At 61.2% G+C, this 19,456-nt stretch carries 19 protein-coding genes and 1 tRNA gene; 12 read left to right on the top strand and 8 right to left on the bottom strand.

Annotation, left to right across the window (positions count from 1 at the left end):
- Window positions 1–33: 33 nt before the first annotated feature.
- The gene (locus D3M59_RS03315; RefSeq protein ID WP_119531561.1) at window positions 34–3,228 is read left to right on the top strand and encodes an autotransporter outer membrane beta-barrel domain-containing protein; all 3,195 of its coding nucleotides are present in this window, start codon (window positions 34–36) and stop codon (window positions 3,226–3,228) included.
- A 91-nt stretch (window positions 3,229–3,319) separates the two neighbouring features.
- Here D3M59_RS03315 and D3M59_RS03310 read toward each other — a convergent pair.
- The 3 genes from D3M59_RS03310 to purS form a co-directional block, all read right to left on the bottom strand.
- Window positions 3,320–3,396 (bottom strand) — tRNA-Arg (locus tag D3M59_RS03310).
- A gap of 116 nt (window positions 3,397–3,512) precedes the next feature.
- Complete coding sequence (gene purQ, locus D3M59_RS03305) at window positions 3,513–4,178, bottom strand: phosphoribosylformylglycinamidine synthase subunit PurQ (RefSeq protein ID WP_119531559.1); 666 nt, start codon at window positions 4,176–4,178, stop codon at window positions 3,513–3,515.
- A gap of 1 nt (window position 4,179) precedes the next feature.
- Window positions 4,180–4,416, bottom strand: a complete 237-nt coding sequence (gene purS / locus D3M59_RS03300; RefSeq protein ID WP_119531557.1) for a phosphoribosylformylglycinamidine synthase subunit PurS — start codon at window positions 4,414–4,416, stop codon at window positions 4,180–4,182.
- Between the two features lie 147 nt (window positions 4,417–4,563).
- Here purS and D3M59_RS12160 point away from each other — a divergent pair, with 147 nt between their 5' ends.
- Both D3M59_RS12160 and D3M59_RS03295 read left to right on the top strand, forming a co-directional pair.
- The gene (locus D3M59_RS12160) at window positions 4,564–4,713 is read left to right on the top strand and encodes a hypothetical protein (RefSeq protein WP_199662354.1); all 150 of its coding nucleotides are present in this window, start codon (window positions 4,564–4,566) and stop codon (window positions 4,711–4,713) included.
- Between the two features lie 31 nt (window positions 4,714–4,744).
- The gene (locus D3M59_RS03295) at window positions 4,745–5,128 is read left to right on the top strand and encodes a PaaI family thioesterase (protein ID WP_233543116.1); all 384 of its coding nucleotides are present in this window, start codon (window positions 4,745–4,747) and stop codon (window positions 5,126–5,128) included.
- On the opposite strand, the gene D3M59_RS03290 is transcribed toward D3M59_RS03295, so the two are convergent.
- Together D3M59_RS03290 and D3M59_RS03285 are read right to left on the bottom strand one after the other, a co-directional pair.
- Window positions 5,122–6,249, bottom strand: coding sequence for an acyl-CoA dehydrogenase family protein (locus D3M59_RS03290; protein WP_119532845.1), 1,128 nt, complete (start codon window positions 6,247–6,249; stop codon window positions 5,122–5,124). The two genes, D3M59_RS03295 and D3M59_RS03290, sit on opposite strands and share 7 nt — an antisense overlap.
- 6 nt (window positions 6,250–6,255) lie before the next feature.
- Window positions 6,256–7,410, bottom strand: a complete 1,155-nt coding sequence (locus tag D3M59_RS03285) for an acyl-CoA dehydrogenase family protein (RefSeq protein ID WP_119531555.1) — start codon at window positions 7,408–7,410, stop codon at window positions 6,256–6,258.
- A 79-nt stretch (window positions 7,411–7,489) separates the two neighbouring features.
- Between D3M59_RS03285 and D3M59_RS03280 the strand changes: the two genes are divergently transcribed.
- From D3M59_RS03280 to D3M59_RS03255, 6 genes are all read left to right on the top strand, one after another.
- Complete coding sequence (locus D3M59_RS03280) at window positions 7,490–8,737, top strand: acyl-CoA dehydrogenase family protein (protein WP_119531553.1); 1,248 nt, start codon at window positions 7,490–7,492, stop codon at window positions 8,735–8,737.
- Window positions 8,734–9,516, top strand: a complete 783-nt coding sequence (locus tag D3M59_RS03275; RefSeq protein WP_119531551.1) for an SDR family oxidoreductase — start codon at window positions 8,734–8,736, stop codon at window positions 9,514–9,516. Before D3M59_RS03280 ends, D3M59_RS03275 begins: the two co-directional genes overlap by 4 nt.
- Window positions 9,516–10,268 (top strand): SDR family NAD(P)-dependent oxidoreductase, encoded by a 753-nt coding sequence (locus D3M59_RS03270; RefSeq protein ID WP_119531549.1) that lies wholly within the window; start codon window positions 9,516–9,518, stop codon window positions 10,266–10,268. The genes D3M59_RS03275 and D3M59_RS03270 overlap by 1 nt, the downstream gene beginning before the upstream one ends.
- Window positions 10,265–12,349, top strand: coding sequence for a 3-hydroxyacyl-CoA dehydrogenase NAD-binding domain-containing protein (locus D3M59_RS03265; RefSeq protein WP_119531547.1), 2,085 nt, complete (start codon window positions 10,265–10,267; stop codon window positions 12,347–12,349). The genes D3M59_RS03270 and D3M59_RS03265 overlap by 4 nt, the downstream gene beginning before the upstream one ends.
- Window positions 12,350–12,450: 101 nt before the next feature.
- Window positions 12,451–13,278, top strand: a complete 828-nt coding sequence (locus tag D3M59_RS03260) for a hypothetical protein (RefSeq protein WP_119531545.1) — start codon at window positions 12,451–12,453, stop codon at window positions 13,276–13,278.
- A gap of 49 nt (window positions 13,279–13,327) precedes the next feature.
- On the top strand, window positions 13,328–13,912 hold the full coding sequence (locus D3M59_RS03255) for a cytochrome b (protein WP_119531543.1): 585 nt from the start codon (window positions 13,328–13,330) through the stop codon (window positions 13,910–13,912).
- Here the strand turns inward: D3M59_RS03255 and D3M59_RS03250 are convergent.
- The gene (locus tag D3M59_RS03250; protein WP_119531541.1) at window positions 13,909–15,075 is read right to left on the bottom strand and encodes an MFS transporter; all 1,167 of its coding nucleotides are present in this window, start codon (window positions 15,073–15,075) and stop codon (window positions 13,909–13,911) included. The two genes, D3M59_RS03255 and D3M59_RS03250, sit on opposite strands and share 4 nt — an antisense overlap.
- 56 nt (window positions 15,076–15,131) lie before the next feature.
- Here D3M59_RS03250 and D3M59_RS03245 point away from each other — a divergent pair, with 56 nt between their 5' ends.
- Entirely contained in the window at window positions 15,132–15,545 is a 414-nt protein-coding gene (locus D3M59_RS03245; RefSeq protein ID WP_119531539.1) for a MarR family winged helix-turn-helix transcriptional regulator, read from the top strand.
- Here D3M59_RS03245 and D3M59_RS03240 read toward each other — a convergent pair.
- A complete protein-coding gene (locus D3M59_RS03240; protein ID WP_119531537.1) occupies window positions 15,542–15,766 on the bottom strand; it encodes a plasmid stabilization protein in 225 nt (74 codons plus the stop codon). The two genes, D3M59_RS03245 and D3M59_RS03240, sit on opposite strands and share 4 nt — an antisense overlap.
- A 107-nt stretch (window positions 15,767–15,873) precedes the next feature.
- Between D3M59_RS03240 and typA the strand changes: the two genes are divergently transcribed.
- Window positions 15,874–17,709, top strand: coding sequence for a translational GTPase TypA (typA, locus tag D3M59_RS03235; protein ID WP_119531535.1), 1,836 nt, complete (start codon window positions 15,874–15,876; stop codon window positions 17,707–17,709).
- Between the two features lie 309 nt (window positions 17,710–18,018).
- Here typA and D3M59_RS03230 read toward each other — a convergent pair whose 3' ends face one another.
- Window positions 18,019–18,444: an EVE domain-containing protein gene (locus D3M59_RS03230; RefSeq protein ID WP_119531533.1), complete on the bottom strand. Its 426-nt coding sequence runs from the start codon at window positions 18,442–18,444 to the stop codon at window positions 18,019–18,021.
- Between the two features lie 329 nt (window positions 18,445–18,773).
- Here D3M59_RS03230 and D3M59_RS03225 point away from each other — a divergent pair, with 329 nt between their 5' ends.
- Window positions 18,774–19,436 carry a cell wall hydrolase gene (locus D3M59_RS03225; RefSeq protein WP_119531531.1) on the top strand — a complete coding sequence of 221 codons (663 nt, stop codon included), beginning with the start codon at window positions 18,774–18,776 and terminating at the stop codon, window positions 19,434–19,436.
- Window positions 19,437–19,456: the final 20 nt, after the last annotated feature.

The raw sequence follows: 19,456 nt of genomic DNA, 5'->3' as shown, positions 1-19,456 counted from the left end.
GGGAGGGCGCTCATCAGCCGCCAAAGGGAATTCATGCGTTATCTTCTTTTCGCCTCGACCTGCCTCGCCGCGCTTGCTTCGCCGTTGGCGGCGGAAACGACCATCTCAACTGCGGTAACCGGAACCGTTCGTACTTCCACAGTCAAAGCGGGAACTCCCGACGATATCTCTATCACTTCGAGCGGGTCGGTGACGTCGTCCGGCCCCAGCGCGATTATCATCGACAGCAACAACAAACTCACGAACGCAGGCACGATCCAGATCGGCAATGTGTTAGGGGCTGTTGGCATCGAAGTTCTCGGTGGAGTGACCGGTGCGATCACCAACAGCGGAAAAATCATCGTCGATGAACCGTATGCGCCGACGGATGCGGATAATGACGGCGACCTGGATGGCCCATTCGCGACAGGGAGCAATCGCTTCGGCATTCGCACGACCGGAGCCTTCACGGGCAATATCGTCAACAGCGGGACGGTGACTGTCGAGGGTAATAATAGTGGTGGGATTGTCGTCGGTGGATCGCTGACAGGAAATTTCCGGCACGACGGCACGACAACAGTGCTCGGCAATAACTCCGTTGGCATCAGCCTCGCAGATGTGGCTGGCAGCGTGCGGCTGGCGGGGACGATAAATGTACAGGGCCAGGGCAGCACTGCGGTTCGATCGACCGGGGATGTGACCGGATCAATGGTGATTCAAGGAAAGATTGCGGCCACCGGCTATCGGTATTCCCAATCCCCCTCCGACCCGTCAAAGCTCGATGCAGATGACCTTCTGCAGGGCGGTCCTGCAGTGTCTATTGAAGGTGACGTTGCTAACGGGATCATCCTCGCGGTGGCACCCAAGGACCAAAGCGCCTCAGATAATGACGAGGACGACGACGGCATCGAAGACGCCAAGGAGGGCTCCGCCGCAGTTGTTTCATACGGAGCCGCCCCGGCGATGCGGATCGGGTCGGCGAATGCTGTCGATATTGGCGCGACCAGTGGAACAGGCACCGGTTTTGGCTTGATCATTGACGGTGTCATCTCGGGCGAAGGCGTTTATACCGGCGTCGACGGCAATGGCCTTCAGATTGGCGGTATGGGCGGTGCGGTCGCGATTGCCAATGGTATTGGGGTCAGCGGCGCCATCCAAGCGAAATCGCTCGACCGGTCGGCGACGGCCGTACGGATTGGCAGTGGAACATCGACCCCCGAGCTTCGGAATGCCGGCAAGCTCCTCGCTTCGAGTGGCAACACGGCGCAATCCAACGCCACGGCAGTCGACATTGCGGCAGGGGCGAGCCTCCCCATCCTGCGCAACAGTGGAGAGATAAAGGCGGGCGTCAGCGGCCCAACCGGTAGCGCCACGGCAATCATCGATCGCTCGGGAACCTTGGCGCTTGTCGAGAACAGTGGGTCGATCAGCGCGATAGGCGCAGAGGCTGCGTCGACGCGAAATGTTGCCATAGACATGAGCGCCAATTCGTCCGGCGCAATGATCCGTCAGACGGCGGTAGCGGCGACCTTCGCAGCACCATCGATTGTAGGAGACATCCGCTTTGGAACCGGCAGCGATACGCTTGATGTCGCGGATGGTACGCTAACCAGCAATGTTACCTTTGGAGCCGGCAACAATGGCTTCCTTCTGTCGGGCGACGCCAAAGCCGCTGGAAAGCTGACGTTCGGCAACGGGTCAGACGCGATTTCGACGTCCGGCACTGCGATTTTTGCTGGCTCAGTCGACTTCGGGGGCGGAGCCGACATGCTGTCTATTGCGGGGACCTCGAGCTTTACCGGACAATTGAGCAACGCCTCCGGTCTCGCCGTGTCCGTGCAGAAGGGAACCTTTGGGGTGGTCAAGGCTGCGTCGATCGCTTCGTTGAGCGTAACGGATGGTGGAACCATCGGTCTTTTGCTCGACAAAACGGCCGGGGCGTCTAGCAGCCTCACGGTAAGCGGGAACGCCGTTTTCGGTGCGAACTCGAAGTTGCAGTTGACGGTGGCAAATGTCGCCCAGGCCGAGGGCCATTATGTTGTCATCGACGCTGGCGGATTGACCGGCGGATCGAACCTGACGGCGAACACGACCCTACTGCCTTTCCTCTACAAGGGATCGCTAATGGTGACCGGTAATCAGGTCGCGGTGGACATCGTTCGTAAGTCTGCTGCCGAGTTGGGTCTCAACCGATCCGAGAGCGCGGCCTATGCGGCGGTTTACAACGCCATCGGCACGGACGCGGCTGTTGGAGGGTCCTTCCTCGCCATTGAAGATCAGGCGGGCTTCATCGCTTCCTTGCAGCAAATGCTGCCCGACCATGCTGGCGGCACGTTCGAGGCCGTCACGATGGGTGAACGCACCGCTGCGAGGATGCTCAACGACCCAGCCGGCCCCCATAACGTCGACGGCGGCGTAAACGTCTGGGCGACGCAGTTGGCTTGGGGCTCATCGAAGAGCGTCGGCGACACTGCAGGCTACAAGATCGGCGGCTGGGGCGTTGCCGGCGGCGCCGACTTTGCCACGCCGCTCGGCAGGCTGGGCGCCTCGATCAGCTATATGTGGGGTAAGGACGACGACCGATCGACCGACAACACCGTAAACGCGAACCAATATTCCCTCGCCGGTTACTGGCATGTTCGAAGGGGGGGGCTGCAGGCTGTCGCGCGCGCCAGCTACTCGTTCATCGACTTCGACGGCACGCGTTACTTCCGTTCGATCGAGGGGCCAACCCCCGTTGAGCGGAAGATGGAGGGAAGCTGGACGGGGTCGCTCTTCTCCGCATCAGCTAACGCATCGCAGGAGTTGTGGGCCGGATCATTTTTTGTTCGACCGTCGGCAGGCGTCGAATATTATCGGTTGAACGAGGGTAGCTACACGGAAAAGGGCGGAGGTACGGCCCTCGACCTGACGGTCGCGAAGCGCAAGAGCGATGAATTTGCGGCCAATGCCCTGATCGCAGCGGGCTTCGAATTTGGCGGAGAACGGGCGGGAGACAGCTACTTTCGGCTCGAAGCGGAAGCAGGACGTCGCCAGATCTTGGGCGGCTCTCTCGGTAACACGACCGCGCATTTCGCGAACGGCGACCCATTTGTACTGGAGCCCGAAGACCGGGAAAGTGGCTGGGTCGGGCGCCTACGCGGTATTGGCGGAAGTCCTGGGTTCCGACTTTCCGGCGAAGTGGGAGCAGAGGAGCGCGAGGATCGCGTTGGGATATCAGCTCGGGCGAGCCTTGTTTTAGGTCTGTAACGCCCGCGGCCGCCGTCCTGTTCACCCCAATCATCCCGGCGGGGCGGCGGCCAACTTTTTGACAACGGGTCGACCGCGAGCGGGCAGAAATTGGCGCGCCCGGCTGGATTCGAACCAGCGACCTCATGCTTAGAAGGCACGTGCTCTATCCAGCTGAGCTACGGGCGCGCGATGAAATGCGCTTATGTCTCGGCGTCAAGCGCCGCAAGGCAGAACGGCCGGCGCGAGCCTAATACGACCCACTTCGGGCGGATGGCCGGCCCCGAGTTTGAGGTCTTATCGAATTACGCGACCGCGTCCAGCAGTCCTTCAAAGAGGCGTCTGCCTTCAGTGTTGCCATGCGCGGCTTCCAGGGCCCGTTCGGGATGGGGCATCATACCGAGCACGTTACCCGACACGTTGAGGATGCCCGCAATATTGCGAGCGGAGCCGTTGACGGGCCCCATGTACCGGAAGGCAACGCGACCATCGCCCTCGAGCCGGTCAAGTGTTTCGGGGTCGGCCTGATAGTTGCCGTCATGGTGGGCGACGGGGATCGTGATCTGCTCGCCGGCGGCGTAACCGTTGGTAAAGATCGACTGGCTGTTTTCGACCCGCAATGCAACGGGACGGCAAACGAAGTGCAAGCCCGCATTGCGCATCAGGGCGCCTGGAAGGAGCCCGGCTTCGGTCAGCACCTGAAAGCCGTTGCAGATGCCCAACACCGGCACCCCCCTTGCGGCGGCGTCACCGACCGCACGCATGATGGGTGACCTTGCCGCCATTGCGCCGGAACGAAGATAGTCGCCGTATGAAAAGCCGCCGGGAATGGCGACGAAGTCGGTACCGACGGGGAGTTCGCTGTCCCGGTGCCAAACCATCGCAGGATCGCGCCCCGTTACCTCGCGGATTGCAACCGCAAGGTCGCGGTCGCAATTGGATCCTGGAAAGACGAGGACCGCGCTCTTCATGTTAGGCTGCCTGTTTCTCGATCTTGAAATTCTCGATGACCGTGTTGGCCAAAAGCTTGCGGCACATCGCCTCGATGTCCTCGTCGCTGGTGCCGTCGGCGAGATCGAGTTCGATCAGCTTACCCGCCCGAACGTCCGATACGCCGCTGAACCCTAGGCCTTCCAGAGCGTGGTGGATCGCCTTGCCCTGCGGGTCGAGCACGCCGGGTTTCAAGGTTACGAAGACGCGGGCTTTCATTGATTTACCCTCTAACGAAGCGGTTGCCGCGCCCTATGGCCCGAGCGCATGTTCGGGGCAAGCTTTACCGATTTTTTACCACTAACCGCTCTAAAATGGGATGCGCAGGTCGATCTTGGCTCAGCGCGAGGGAGGGGAGCAGCATCGATGGTCGCCATTGCTGCCATGATGTTTGTCTGGCTGTTCGGTTGGGGCGGGGACTATTTCCACTGGTCCGATCCTTCGGGAAGGGTGCAACTCGCGCTATTCACTTCCTTCGTGCTGGGGATCGTCTGCGGGTACAAGACGAAGGGCTGACCTTGCCCGTCATGCGCGCTAAGGCGTCATTGTGACCGGACTTCCGCCCTATGCCCAATTGCTGCGTCTCAGCACCGCGACAGAAAACGGTGCCTTACGCTTCGCCATGCCATTCCATGACGATGTTATCGGGCGGCCGGGCTTCCTCCACGGCGGCGCCATTGCGGGCCTGCTGGAATTCGCCGCCTTCACCGCCCTTGCGAGAGAAATCGGCGAGAGTAACGTGCGCATGAAGCCGATTACCGTGACGGTCGACTATATGCGGGGCGGAACCCCCGGAGACACGTTCGCAGAGGCGATCATCGAGCGGCTCGGCAAGCGGATGGCCAATGTCGAGGCATTCGCCTGGCAGCAGGATCGTGCTAGGCCGATTGCGTCGGCCAGGATCAACTTCTTGCTGGACCGGAGTCAGTAGCCGCTGAGTTCAGCGACCAATGTTGCGTGGAACCGCGGGCCGCCGAAGAGTTCGGAAAGCACAGCCTCCCGCTTCATATAGAAGCCGATGTCATGTTCGTCAGTCATGCCGATGCCGCCATGCATCTGAACGCCTTCCTGCACTGCAAGCGCAGCCGTGCGCGACGCCTTTGCCTTAGCGACCGAGGTCATAAGTTCGGCACGGGGATCGTTCGCGTCCAGCAATTGTGCCGACTTCAGCGCGGCGGCACGGGCGATCTCGATTTCGCCGTATAGATGCGCGGCGCGATGCTGCAGCGCTTGGAATTCCCCGATCAGCCTACCGAATTGCTTGCGCTGCCGCAGATAGTCAAAGGTCAATTCACTGGCTCCGGTGGCGACGCCGATCAATTCAGACGAAGCGCCAGCTCGTCCAGCGTTCACTGCACGCGCCAGCGGCGCCCAGCCGCCGTCAACTTCGCCGATGACGGCGTCCGCGTCCACTTCGACATTGTCGAGCGCAAGCCGCGCGGCCTTCGAGGAGTCTGCGAGCGCGACGTTCTCAATTCCCAATCCCCTTGCGTCGCGTTCGACGGCGAAGAGAGTCAGACCCTCGATCTCTCCTGCTAAACCTGCCGTGCGCGCCGCCACAAGAATAACATCCGCGCTAGCGCCATGCACGACGAACTGTTTGGCACCACTTAAGGAAAAGCCATTGCCGGATCGCTGGGCAAGGCAAGACGTAGCCAACGGGTTGTGACTCCGACCCTCGTCAATCGCCAGTGCAAAAACGACATCGCCGGATACAATGCCGGGATACCAGCGGTCGGCCTGCGCTGATCCTTCAAGCGCCCGCACAGCGGCGACCGCAGTCGTGAGGAAAGGGGAGGGCGTGAGGTTGCGGCCGATTTCCTCCAGCACGATACCTGCTTCCACTTGGCCCAGGCCCGCGCCGCCCTGACCCTCCGGAATCAGGATTCCGGTCAGGCCGAGTTCGGCGAACTGTTTCCACAGCCCATGGCCGAAGCCATCCTTGCAGTTGATGTCGCGCCAATGGCGGAGCTGCTTCTTGATCGCGCCCTCTTCTGCCATGAATGGCCGGACACTTTCCTGGAGCATGCGCTGGTCGTCGGTCAGGGTCATCATGAGTCAGGCTCCGGGCAGGCGGAGGATGTGCTTGGCGACGATTCCGAGTTGGATTTCGCTCGTACCGCCCTCGATCGAATTGGCCTTGCTACGCAGCCAGTCGCGAGCCACCTTGCCCCCTTTCGACCGGTCGCTGTCCCATTCCAGCGTGTCGGATCCACCCGCCGCAATGATCAACTCATGGCGGCGCTTGTTCAGCTCGGTGCCCGCATACTTCATCATAGAGGGCATCGCTGGATGTGCTTCGCCAGCTTTCAACTGGTCGATGAATCGCTCGCTCATCGCGGCAAACGCGATGGCGTCGACGTCGAACGCTGCAACTTCAGCGCGTAGGAACGGATCGTCGACTCCTCCGAGCGCCTTGCCTAACGCCTGTTTCTCGCCGCCGAGGCCCATTCCGCTAATCATTTCCCGCTCATGGCCGAGGAGATATTTGGCGACATCCCAGCCCTTGTTTACCTCCCCGACCAGCTGGTCCTTCGGTACCTGAACATCGTCGAAGAAGGTTTCGCAGAATGGGGAGTAACCGCTGATCAGCAGGATCGGCTTGGTCGAAACGCCAGGGCTTTCCATATCGAACAGCAGGAAGCTGATGCCACCATGCTTCGACTCCGTGGAAGTGCGGACCAGGCAGAAGATCCAGTCGGCTTGATCGGCATAGCTGGTCCACACCTTTTGCCCGTTGACGAGATAATGGTCGCCCTTGTCCTCGGCCTTGGTCTGGAGTCCGGCAAGGTCGCTGCCGGCGCCTGGTTCGGAATAGCCCTGGCACCAGCGAATTTCTCCGCGCGCGATCTCCGGGAGAAAGCGCCCTTTCTGCTCCTCCGTGCCATATTGCAGTAACGCCGGGCCGAGCATCGATATGCCAAAGCTAGTCAGCGGCGGACGGCAGCTGAGGGTAGCCATTTCTTCCTTAAGCACCTTGCTTTCCGCCGCCGACAGACCGCCGCCTCCATACTCCCGTGGCCAGTCCGGCACGGTCCAGCCGCGCGATGCCATGGCGTCGAGCCATTGCTTTTGGGCGTCGCTCTGGAATTCAAATTTGCGGCCGCCCCAGCACGCGTCCTTTTCGGATCGCATCGGCGTTCGCATTTCCGGCGGGCAGTTGGCCTCCAGCCAGCTTCGCGTTTCGGCCCGGAAATCATCGATTTCTGCCATGTTGCTTGCCCTTCGCCGGTCAGAGTCCTAGCCCGTTTTGGAACGAGACTTATGGCTTGCGCAAGCGGGAGCTTTGCCGGTGGATTTTGACCTTACGGAACGCCAGTCTTTTTTCCGCGACCGGGTTCGCGAGTTCATCGACGCGAACGTCAGGCCACGAGTCGGCGATTACAAAAAACAGGTCGATGCCGGGGATCGGTGGCAGCCGATTCAACTGATCGAGGATCTGAAGCCAAAGGCGAGGGCCGCGGGCTTGTGGAACCTATTTATGCCGCCGGGCAGTGCCCTCGCCCATGTCGACGAGACATTCGAGTTCGAGGGCGAGCAACTCACCAACCTTGAATATGCGCTGTGCGCGGAAGAAATGGGCCGGCTCCTCTGGTCGGCGGAACTGTTCAACTGTTCCGCACCCGACACCGGCAACATGGAGGTGCTGCATCGCTACGGCACCCGGGAGCAGAAGGATCAGTGGTTAGGGCCCCTGATGCGTGGGGAGATCCGTTCAGCTTTTCTGATGACCGAGCGGGGCGTGGCGTCGTCGGATGCGACCAACATCGAATGCCGGATCGATCGCGACGGCGATGATTATGTCATTAATGGCCAGAAATGGTGGTCGAGCGGCGCTGGCGATCCCCGCTGCAAGGTCGCGATCCTGATGGGCAAAACCGACATGGAAGCGCGCAAGCATCAGCAGCAATCCATGATCCTGGTGCCCATGAACGCGCCGGGAATCACCGTTGAACGCTTCCTCAGCGTGTATGGCTATGACGACGCGCCGCATGGCCACATGGAGATTGAGCTCAAAGACGTCCGGGTTCCGGCATCGAATCTGCTACTCGGCGAGGGAAGGGGCTTCGAGATTGCGCAGGGCCGCCTCGGGCCGGGCCGAATTCACCACTGTATGCGAACAATAGGTGCGGCCGAAGAGGCACTGGCAATGATGGCGAGGCGGCTTCAATCACGGACGGCCTTCGGCAAGCGGCTTTCCGACCACAGCATCTGGGAACAGCGTGTCGCCGAGGCGCGGATTGAGATCGACTCTACGCGCCTTCTTTGCCTGCTCGCTGCGGACCGCATGGATAAGGCCGGCAACAAGGCCGCCAAGGCCGAAATTGCAATGATCAAGGTCAAAGCGCCGCGCATGGCGCTTAAGGTCATCGACGACGCGATCCAGGCGCATGGTGGGGCCGGGGTCAGCCAGGACACGCCGTTGGCGCACAGCTGGGCCGGCATCCGTACCCTGCGTCTCGCCGACGGGCCGGACGAGGTGCACAATCGGTCGATTGCCCTGATGGAGTTCGCCAAACACGCCGGGGCGGCGGAATGATCCCGCGGCTGTTTGACCTCACCGGGAAGGTGGCCATCGTTACCGGCTCCTCGCGGGGCATTGGCCTCGCCATCGCGGCTGCGCTCGCCGAACATGGCGCGAAGGTCGTGATTTCGAGCCGGAAACAGGACGCCTGCGACGAAGTTGCGCATGCCATCAACGCGCAGCACGGGGACGGCACGGCCATCGCGGTGGCCGCGAACATCTCGGACAAGGAGGCCCTTCAGAATCTTGCCGATACGGCCCGCCAGCATTTCGGACAGATCGATATTCTTTGCTGTAACGCCGCCTCCAACCCTTATTACGGGCCGATGGGGGGAATCTCGGACGACCAGTTCCGTAAGATTTTCGACAATAATGTCCTGTCCAACCATTGGCTGATCCAAATGGTCGCTCCCGAAATGCTGAAACGGCACGAGGGCTCGATCATCATCGTTAGTTCGATCGGCGGACTCACCAGTTCGACGACGATTGGTGCTTACAACGTATCGAAAGCCGCCGATTTCCAGCTAGCGCGCAACCTTGCCGCCGAGTTCGGTCCCAAGGGAGTTCGGGTGAACTGCATTGCCCCTGGGCTAGTAAAGACGGATTTTGCCAAGGCGCTGTGGGAGAATCCCGACACGCTGAAAGCGGTAACGCGGGGCACGCCGCTGCGCCGGATCGGGGAACCGCACGAGATTGCCGGTGCTGCCGTCTACTTGGCGTCACCTGCATCAACCTTCATGACCGGCCAGACGATGATTGTCGACGGGGGCAGTACGATCGGGGTTGGGCTCTGATGAGCCGCTTGTCCGGCAAGATTGCGATCGTCACCGGTGCGGGGTCAGGCATCGGCAAGGCGACGGTTGAGCTTTTCCGAGGCGAAGGCGCGTTGGTTGTGGGCGCCGACATCGTCGGTGCAGATGTCGACTGCGATGCCGGCAGCGACGATTCGATTGCGTCCCTGGTTGAGCAAGTCGCTGATCAATATGGTGGCCTCGATATCTTCTTCGCCAATGCCGGCGTGTCCGGCGGTCTCGCGTCGATCTTCGACCAGACAGTCGCCGACTGGAATGAAATCTTGCGGGTTAACCTGATCGGCCCCTTCCTGGCGATCAAGCACGCCGCCCCGCTGATGAAGGAGCGCGGAGGCGGCTCGATAATCGCGACGGCGTCTGTCGCCGGTCTTCGATCCGGCGCAGGCGGCCCCGCCTATTCGGCGTCGAAAGCTGGCGTGATCAGCCTGGTGAAGACCGCGGCGCAGCAACTCACCGGCTCGAACGTGCGAGTCAATGCCATTTGCCCAGGTCTCATCGAAACGGGCATGACCGAGTTCGTTTACGAGCGCGCACGAGCGAAAGGACAGGAAGGCCGGTTGGGTCATCTCAACCCGCTGAAACGCGGCGGCGAGCCGGGCGAGATTGCAGCAGCTGCGCTGTTCCTCGCTTCCGATGAATCAAGCTATGTGAACGGACACGCTTTGGTGGTCGATGGCGGCCTGTCGTCGAGCCACCCTGTTAACAGCCAGACCTATGGACGGACCGCGATATGACTGACGTAATCGATACGCCCACCATTAACCCGATTTCGACCAGCCGTCACGGCGATGTGATGATCGTCACGTCCAACAATCCGCCGGTCAATGCGCTCGGCGCGGCAGTTCGCAAAGGGCTCGTCGCCGCGATCGAGGAAGCGGATGGTGATGAGGGCGTGCAGGCAGTTGTCATTCGCTGCGAAGGACAGACCTTCTTTGCCGGGGCGGATATCACCGAATTCGGCAAACCGCCGGTCATGCCCTGGCTGCCAACCGTGGTGGACACGATCGAAAATTGTTCAAAGCCGGTCGTCGCGGCGATCCACGGTACGGCTCTCGGCGGCGGGTTGGAAGTCGCTCTTGGCTGTCACTACCGCGTTGCCGTCAAGGAGGCGAAACTTGGGGTTCCGGAGGTGAAGCTGGGCCTGCTGCCAGGCGCTGGCGGGACGCAGCGCTTGCCGCGCGTGGCCGGGGTCCAGAAGGCGCTGGAAATGGTGACTTCGGGTGCGATGGTGTCTGCCAGGGACGCTTGCGATGTGGGCCTTATCGACCGGATCGTTGAGGGCGACCTGTTGCAGCATGCCGTTGCCTACGCGGAAGAGGTGCGCGACGTTCGCCCGCTACCCAAGTCGTCGGAGCGTGACGAAAAGCTCGCTGACGCTCGCGCCAATCCCGCTATTTTCGACGAATTCCGCAAGACCAACGCCCGCAAGTTTCGTGGCTTTGAGGCGCCGGAAGCCAATATCAAGGCGGTCGAGGCTGCCGTCGCAAAGCCGTACGCCGAAGGCGTTATCGACGAACGAAACCTTTTTATGGGCTTGATGAGTGGCGTACAGAGCCGGGCGCAACAGTATTTCTTCTTCGCCGAGCGCAAGGCTGCCAAGATCGAGGGCATCCCCGACGATACGAAGCCACGCGCCATAAATAAGGTAGGTGTGATCGGCGCCGGCACGATGGGCGGGGGGATTTCTATGAACTTCCTGTCGGCGGGTATTCCCGTGACCGTTTTTGAGTTGAACCAGGAAGCGCTCGATCGCGGCACTGGCGTGATGCGCAGGAATTACGAGGCAACCGCGTCCAAGGGCCGTATGACTGGCGAGCAGGTCGAGCGGGCGATGGACCTTCTCACTCCCACGCTGGAATTCGACGCGCTGGCGGGTTGCGACCTGATCATCGAAGCGGTGTTCGAACAGATGGAGGTTAAAAAGGAGATTTTCACCCGCCTCGACAAGGTGATGAAGCCCGGTGCGATCCTGGCATCCAACACCAGCTACCTCAACATCGACGAAATCGCCGCAGTGACGTCCCGTCCGCAGGACGTGGTCGGCTTACACTTCTTCTCGCCGGCAAATATCATGAAGCTGCTGGAAGTCGTCCGCGGTGCGAAAACCGCGCCAGACGTGCTGGTCACCGCGATGCAACTGGCCAAGAAGATCAAGAAGGTCGCCGTCGTTGCCGGGGTGTGCCATGGATTCATCGGCAATCGGATGCTTATGCCCCGGCAGGTGGAAGCAACCAAGCTGTTGCTCGAAGGAGCGACCCCCGAACAGATCGACCGCGTGCATGTCGAATTCGGCATGCCGATGGGGCCGTTCCAGATGGCCGACCTTGCCGGCGTCGATATTGGCTGGCACCGCGATCCGACCCGTATCGAGAACATCCGCGACGCTCTCGCCGCCGAAGGACGCTGGGGCCAGAAAAAGCAGGCCGGATTTTATGACTATGATGACAAGCGGCGCCCGTCGCCTTCGCCGCGGGTTCAGGAGATCATCGACGACTTCGCTGCCAAGCAGGGTGTGACCCGTCGCGACATCAGCGACGAGGAAATTATTCAGCGGACGCTGTACACGATGGTGAACGAAGGTGCGAAGATCCTCGAGGAAGGCATGGCACAGCGGGCGTCCGACATCGATGTCGTGTGGGTCTATGGCTATGGCTGGCCCGTATATCGTGGCGGCCCGATGTTCTGGGCCGACACCGAAGGTCTTCAGAAGATCGTCGATGGGCTTCGGGCGCAGCGAGACCAAATGGGCAGCGATTTCAGCTTTAGTCAATTGTTGCTGGACAAGGCGGAGAAAGGCGAGAAGTTTACCCGCTGACCCGGCATGGGAGCGAGTGACTGCTTAATCCAGCGCGACTGAAGGAAGCCGAACTTGCCCTGATCAATGCGCCCTTCGAGGAGGGCGGTTGGCAGGCGGCGATGGAGCGCGCCGCATGGGTATGCGGCGGTTCGGCCGCGAATCTGGTCGGGATCGGCGGCCCGAAGCTGTTGCCACTCAACCTGTTCACGGGAAAAATGGCCGATCGCGCCACTCGTCATTTCGAGAATCCGTCACTCTGGGGCTCCTGCAACTGGAGGGTCGGATCGTCCTCACAACCGATGACGATCCAGTACGACAAGCATTATCGCGCGTATCGCCGGCAGGCAGGCGGCGCCATGACGGCCAATTACGACGATGTTGTATCTGACCTCGACATGCTGTTCGGTTGTCAGTCGGTACTGATGGCCGACCAGGAGCATTTCCTCGGCCTAGCCATCATGCGCGGCAAGTTGGAAGGACCTTGTGATCCATCCGCGATCTTTGCGTTCGAACGCATCGTCCAGCACGCCCAGCGCGCCGTCCGGGTGCATCTTGCGCTAGACGGAGAAGCTGGCGAGATTTTGGTCAGTAACTGGGACGAACGCCGCGGTCCGATGCTCGTGCTGGACCGGTTCGGCGGCCTTTGCGCGATGACGGCTGCCGGCGAGACCATGCTGGACGAATTCGGGCCGCTAACGCTGCGTGGTATATCCGTCGCCGCGCGCGATCCGCGCGAAAACCGGTTCTTGCAAAGTGCGCTGGCACGACTCCTGGCAATCCCGGACGATGCGGTTGGGCCGCAGATCCACCAGATGACGGCAGGCCGCTCAGACGGCAGTACGCAGGGCCGGTGGCGCCTGTCGCTTGTCAGGTTGCCGCGGCGGCCGCACGGACTGGGATTTGACCCTCAATTGCTGATTTGCGGAAGGCAGTTGGCAACGGCGTAAAGTTTGGCTTCATTGGGGGGCAAGAAATCCCAACCGGCAGGAGACGGCCATGAGCGACTATATGGTTCAGGAGAGCACCGGATCCCAAGCCGTGCGCTACCGTAAGATCGTGATGTGGATCCACTGGATCACTGCCGTCCTGCTCATCATGCAGGTTTATATCGGTTTCACCTTCCACGACTTGCCTCGCGGCTCCGAGGAGCGCGCTTTTGTTTTCGGCTGGCACAAGACCTGGGGTGCGTTGATCCTGCTGTTTGCGCTGTTGCGCCTCGCTGTTCGCCTGATGAACCCGCCGCCGCCTTATCCATCAGATTATCCCAAGCTGAAGCGGTTCATCGCTGTTTGGAACCACCGGCTTTTTTACATTCTGCTGTTGGCCTTGCCCCTGACTGGCTTGGCGGCGGTTTCCGGCCGCGCGGAAAACGGCTGGGTACCGTTGCAGCTTGGGCTACAAGTTCCGGCGATTCCCGGCATATCGCCCGAGAACGAGTTCGGTGATGTCCATGAAACGTTGGTGTTCATTACCCTTGCGCTGATCGTCCTTCACGTCGGTGCTGCACTCTACAACCAGTTTGTGGATCGTGGACCGGTGGCCGGGCGCATGTGGCCGTTCCGGGCAAACCGCGACGCCTAGCGGCGAGCAGGCAACTGCCACAGCATCGCGCCAGCAACAGCGGCGATCCCGGCTGCGGCGCTAAAGGTCGCCGCCGCTCCAGCGCGGTCCCATAATAATCCTGCGCAGATGCTGGCGAGCAGCGTAGCGATACCGCTGGCGAAGAAATAGGAACCGAAGCTTGTCGCTCGCTCGGCCTCAGGTGCCACGTCCGCGATCATGCGGGCGAAAATTCCCTGTGTCAGCGCCATGTGTGCGCCCCAGAGAACGATCCCGAAGGCGACCGCGCCGATTGTGCTTGCCTGGGCAAGCCAAAGGTCGGCCGCAACCAGCGTGGCAATGCCTGCCAGCAGCAGAGAGCGCGGGTCCACGCAGTCGCTTAGCGCACCGGCAGGGTATGCCAGGAGCATGAAGGACAGGCTGAACAAGGCCAGCGCGAGCGGAGACCATTGAGCGGACAGTCCCGCATCCATCGCTCTCAGGATCAGGAAGCTTTCTGAGAAGCGCGCAAGGCCGAACAGGAATCCAATCCCGATTAGCCGCCTCACCTGTCGATCGAGGTTGCGCCAGCCGCCCCATGAAACCGAGCCGTTCCGGTCGGCATGCCGCCGCGGCTCGCGGAGCATCAACCAGGCGAACAGGAACGACAAGAATGCCGGGATAGACGCGATCCAGAAAACCGCGCGAATGTCCCCGGCGAAAAGGATCATCAGCCCGATGGCGACCAGCGGAGCCAAGAAGCCCCCTACGGTATCGAGCGACTGGCGCAGGCCGAACGCGGCTCCTCGAAGTGCGGGCGGTGTCTCGTCGGCAATCATCGCATCGCGTGGCGCGCCCCTTATTCCTTTTCCGACCCGATCAATGAAGCGCGCGCCCATGACGGGAAGTGCTCCCTGTGCCAATGGAAACAGCGGCTTTGACAGCGCTGCCAACCCATAGCCGATGAGGATCCAAGGCTTGCGCCGCTGTTGCTTGTCACTTAGCCGGCCCGACACCAGCTTGGACATCGACGCCGAGGCTTCCGCGATGCCGTCAATTGCGCCCATGGCGACCACCGGCAACCCCAAGGTGACCGTCAGAAATGCCGGCAGAAGCGCGTGGTAGATCTCGCTCGATAGGTCCATCAGCAGGCTGACGATCCCTAGAATCCATACGGTGCGCGGTAATCGCGGCCGGTTACTCATGACGATTGCGTATAGGCAAATTTGCTAAATGCGAAATCTTTGATAGCTTCAAATCCATGTGGGGAAACGCAACACCTGGCGCTATCGCGGCGCGCTTCGCACGCCTTGTCGAGCAACTCGGGGGGGACACGGCAGCAGCCAAGGCGATGGGGCAGCAACGCGACCTAATGGCGGCGGTCGGCGCCTCGGAGCCTGCCACTCTCAACCAAGTCTCGGCTCATGTCGGTCGCGGTGCACCGGCCGTGAGCCGTGCCGTCGATGCGCTTGTGCGCGCGGGACTAGTCCAAAGGCAGGCTGACCCTGATAACCGGCGTCGGTTGGCCCTCCGGCTGACCGACGAGGGTCGTCAATTTCTTAACCGGCCACCCGCAGCCGATGGCTCGCTGGAAGCCCGTTTGGGCAGGCTGGCGAGCAGCGAACTGCGCGCGCTGGAGCGGGGGATTGAAATCCTTGAGCGGCTGCCGCGCTAGGTATTGGCGCGGCGACGACGGGTTTCCCAGCCTTTCTTAGCTGCGGCGCTCCGGCTCCGGCTTCGTCCGGCGCCGTCGTTTTTGCCGCCCTTGTCTTGCTTGTTGACGGTGGCCCAGGCCCGGCTTTCCGCTTCCTTCTTGCTGACACCTTCGTTGCGGTAACCTTCCGCGATGTGGTTGGCCTTGCGTTCCTGCTTCGCTGTGTACGCGCCTTTCGGCATCACTGCTCTCCTTTCTGCGGCTAAACGTATGAAAAGCGGGAGCGATGCCATTGCCGCAACGCAGCAATTCGGCTAGGGGCGCGCCAACTCTTACCCGGGAAATTGATATGAACCTGCGCAACGTGGCGATCATCGCCCACGTCGACCATGGCAAGACCACGCTCGTCGACCAGCTCTTCCGCCAATCGGGCACCTTCCGCGAAAATCAGCGCGTCGAAGAGCGCGCGATGGATTCGAATGACCTGGAAAAGGAACGTGGAATCACGATTCTCGCGAAGTGCACGTCGGTCGAATGGACGCCTAAAGACGGCGGCGAGACAGTGCATATCAACATTGTCGATACGCCGGGCCACGCCGATTTTGGCGCCGAAGTCGAGCGCATTTTGTCGATGGTCGATGGTGTCATCCTCCTGGTCGACAGCGCCGAAGGCCCGATGCCGCAGACCAAGTTCGTGACCGGCAAGGCGCTCAGCCTGGGCCTCAAACCCATCGTGGTCGTCAACAAAATCGACCGCCCCGATGCGCGTCCGGCCGAAGTGCTGGACGAATGTTTCGAACTGTTCCTCAACCTGGACGCTAATGACGAGCAACTCGACTTTCCGACGCTCTATGCATCGGGCCGTTCGGGCTATGCGGGTCGCACTGACGACGTGCGCGAAGGCGACCTGACCCCGCTGTTCGAGACCATCGTGAGCCATGTCCCGGCGCCGAACCTCGACCCGGATGCCGAGTTTAAGATGCTTGCGACGTTGCTCGATCGCGACAATTTCCTCGGCCGCATCCTTACCGGCCGCATCGAAAGCGGCACGCTGAACGTCAATGACCCGATCAGGGCGGTCGACGTGAATGGCAAGACCGTCGAGGATGGCCGCGTGAGCAAACTGTTTGCCTTTGAAGGGCTGGAACGCGTTCCGGTGACATCCGCCAAGGCCGGTGACATCGTTGCAATCGCTGGCCTGATGAAGGCAACGGTGTCGAACACCATCGGCACGCCGCAGATTACCGAACCGCTTCATGCCCGCGAAATCGATCCGCCAACGCTGAGCATGACCTTCGCGGTCAATGACAGCCCCTTTGCCGGCAAGGACGGCGACAAGGTGCAGAGCCGCGTGATCCGCGAACGGCTGGAGCGTGAAGCAGAGGGCAATGTCGCGATCCGCGTGACCGAAACGCCGGGCGGCGAGGCATTCGAAGTCGCTGGGCGCGGAGAACTCCAGCTTGGTGTCGTAATCGAAACACTACGCCGCGAAGGGTTCGAGCTGGGCATCAGCCGCCCGCGTGTCCTCTTCCGCGACGGCCCGGACGGCCGCGAGGAGCCATATGAAACCGTCGTGATCGACGTCGACGATGAATTTTCCGGCACCGTCATCGACAAGATGGCGATGCGGAAGGCGGAGATGACCGACATGCGCCCGTCGGGGGGCGGCAAGACTCGCCTGACCTTCAGCGCTCCTTCGCGCGGCCTGATCGGCTATCATGGCGAATTCCTGTCCGACACGCGCGGCACGGGGATCATGAATCGGTTGTTCGAAAAATACGGTCCTCACAAGGGCAAGATTGAAGGCCGCCAGAACGGCGCCCTGATATCCATGGAGACGGGCGCCGCCGTGGCCTATTCGCTCAACATGCTGGAAGAACGCGGGGTCTTGTTCATCGCGCCCGGCGACATGCTTTACGAAGGCATGGTGATTGGTGAAAATGCGAAGCCGCAGGACCTTGAGGTCAACCCGCTGAAGTCGAAGCAGCTGACTAACTTTCGTGCATCCGGCAAGGACGAAGGCATCCGCCTGACGCCGCCGCGCCGCATGACGCTGGAGCAGGCGATTGCCTACATCCAGGATGACGAACTGGTCGAGGTTACGCCGAAGGTGATCCGCATCCGCAAGCGTTATCTGGATCCGCACGAGCGCAAGCGTCAGTCGAGGAAGGCGGAAGCGGCCTAAACCGCTTCCCTCCTCTCCCGCTCAAAAGGTGCTATTGTTGGGTTGCGGCCGGTCCAGGCGGAACGCGGGTCCGACGAACCCTTCCGGCTTCATGACGATGGACCACGGCGTTCGGCACAAAGCCCGATCCGGGCGGCGATAGCGCCGGCGAGATAGGGCTCATCGTCGCAAGTGCGACGACTGCGGCGTTAAAAATGTGCTTGCTTTGTTTTGCATGGCCGCCTCCCTTGTTGAATGAGGGACGGGACAAGCCGTCGCCGAGCGCCGGCGGCGGACGGACGAATATACTGACCGCCTAGCTCGCGAAAGTTAAATCAAGTTAAGATTGGGGGGGCGGTTGCCGGCCAGTTCCAGCACCCGGCGCCATTCATCGTCCCGAACCGGTGCAACCGACAGGCGCGACTGACGCAACAATTCCATCTTAGCCAATCTTGGATCTCCCCTGATCTCGGCCAGCGTCACCGGACGTCCCAGAGCATTGACCGGTTCCACCGGCAGCTTGACCCAACTACCGTCCTCGCCGTCCGGCATTTGCGGACCCACGATGCGCATGATCCCCACGATCGCCTTGTCGGCCATGGAGTGATAGAAAAATGCCTCGTCGCCCGGTTTCATTGCGCGAAGATGAAGACGAGCAGCGTTGTTGCGGACACCGTCCCATTCGGTCGATCCATCGCGAACAAGGTCATCCCAGCTATATTTCGTGGGTTCCGATTTCATCAACCAATACGCCATCTGTGCTCCCGATCAGGATTTCTGTTCCGTACAGCGCGTCACCGCCCGATTGGCAAGCATTAGGGCTAATTTGTCGCAAAACGGCGATAAATGATGTTGTTCCGGTCGTTCATCTCGCCGCCGGCTCCGTTCAACGTTGAATCGGTTGTGAAATGCGCGACAGCGTTTATGTGCACTGCAGCATTTTCATGAGCGAGCGGATTTCGCGAGGCGCCCGGCAGATCGGGCTAGCAAATCCCAGGGCAAGACGGACGCGCTCTTCTCAATCGCCTGAGTGAACTTTCGCTCCGCGACTGACGGATGGCCGGCCGCACGGTTTAGAGTTTGCATTGAAGACGATTTGGGGTGCCGGCACTGCGTCGGCCTTCGCAGCTGCTATGCTGCTTTCTGTTGGCGGTTCGGGCCAGGCCCTCGCGCAACAGGTCAAAAACCTTCCGGTCGTGCAAGCGGTTGCCGGCACGTCCACCAGCGCGGTACCAGCGGCAGCGGCGGTTGCGACCGCCAGGCCGGCGGTAACCGCCTCCGCCGCTGCCGCGAGGGCTGCACCGGTCGCTTCGGCTGTGACGGCGGCCCTACCGCTCTCCGTCCTGGTCGCGGCGCATAGCGCCGGCGCGGAACTCGATGAGCAGGGAAAGTGCCTCGCTACCGCCGTCTATTTTGAAAGCATGGGCGAATCCCTGCAGGGCCAGCTGGCCGTCGCTAACGTGGTGATCAATCGCGCGCGGTCGAACCAGTACCCCTCGACGTGGTGCGGCGTGGTCAAGCAGAAGGCACAGTTCAGCTTCGTGCGCAACGGCCGTTTCCCGTCCATCGACACGGGATCTGACGCGTGGCGCAAAGCTCAGGCGATCGCCCGCATCGCTGCACTAAACATTACCTCCGCCTTGCCCGGCGACGTGCTCTGGTATCATGCCGATTATGTCGCGCCTCGCTGGCGCAACAACCTGCGCAGGGTCGAAAAGATCGGCGCTCACATCTTTTACCGCAGCTAAACCATCGACCCGCCGCATGG

It is taken from the genome of Sphingomonas edaphi (assembly GCF_003583725.1).
Taxonomy (GTDB): domain Bacteria; phylum Pseudomonadota; class Alphaproteobacteria; order Sphingomonadales; family Sphingomonadaceae; genus Sphingomicrobium; species Sphingomicrobium edaphi.
The sequence above is the reverse complement of the archived record's forward strand: the minus strand, read 5'-3'. Positions and strand labels throughout refer to the sequence as shown.

Bases quoted from the DNA above. Each gene is read 5' to 3' on its own strand.
- D3M59_RS03315 (WP_119531561.1), top strand. From the start codon at position 34: ATGCGTTATCTTCTTTTCGCCTCGACCTGCCTCGCCGCGCTTGCTTCG.
- purQ (WP_119531559.1), bottom strand. From the start codon at position 4,178: ATGAAGAGCGCGGTCCTCGTCTTTCCAGGATCCAATTGCGACCGCGAC.
- purS (WP_119531557.1), bottom strand. From the start codon at position 4,416: ATGAAAGCCCGCGTCTTCGTAACCTTGAAACCCGGCGTGCTCGACCCG.
- D3M59_RS12160 (WP_199662354.1), top strand. From the start codon at position 4,564: ATGGTCGCCATTGCTGCCATGATGTTTGTCTGGCTGTTCGGTTGGGGC.
- D3M59_RS03290 (WP_119532845.1), bottom strand. From the start codon at position 6,249: ATGACCCTGACCGACGACCAGCGCATGCTCCAGGAAAGTGTCCGGCCA.
- D3M59_RS03285 (WP_119531555.1), bottom strand. From the start codon at position 7,410: ATGGCAGAAATCGATGATTTCCGGGCCGAAACGCGAAGCTGGCTGGAG.
- D3M59_RS03275 (WP_119531551.1), top strand. From the start codon at position 8,734: ATGATCCCGCGGCTGTTTGACCTCACCGGGAAGGTGGCCATCGTTACC.
- D3M59_RS03270 (WP_119531549.1), top strand. From the start codon at position 9,516: ATGAGCCGCTTGTCCGGCAAGATTGCGATCGTCACCGGTGCGGGGTCA.
- D3M59_RS03265 (WP_119531547.1), top strand. From the start codon at position 10,265: ATGACTGACGTAATCGATACGCCCACCATTAACCCGATTTCGACCAGC.
- D3M59_RS03260 (WP_119531545.1), top strand. From the start codon at position 12,451: ATGGAGCGCGCCGCATGGGTATGCGGCGGTTCGGCCGCGAATCTGGTC.
- D3M59_RS03255 (WP_119531543.1), top strand. From the start codon at position 13,328: ATGAGCGACTATATGGTTCAGGAGAGCACCGGATCCCAAGCCGTGCGC.
- D3M59_RS03250 (WP_119531541.1), bottom strand. From the start codon at position 15,075: ATGAGTAACCGGCCGCGATTACCGCGCACCGTATGGATTCTAGGGATC.
- D3M59_RS03245 (WP_119531539.1), top strand. From the start codon at position 15,132: ATGTGGGGAAACGCAACACCTGGCGCTATCGCGGCGCGCTTCGCACGC.
- D3M59_RS03240 (WP_119531537.1), bottom strand. From the start codon at position 15,766: ATGCCGAAAGGCGCGTACACAGCGAAGCAGGAACGCAAGGCCAACCAC.
- typA (WP_119531535.1), top strand. From the start codon at position 15,874: ATGAACCTGCGCAACGTGGCGATCATCGCCCACGTCGACCATGGCAAG.
- D3M59_RS03230 (WP_119531533.1), bottom strand. From the start codon at position 18,444: ATGGCGTATTGGTTGATGAAATCGGAACCCACGAAATATAGCTGGGAT.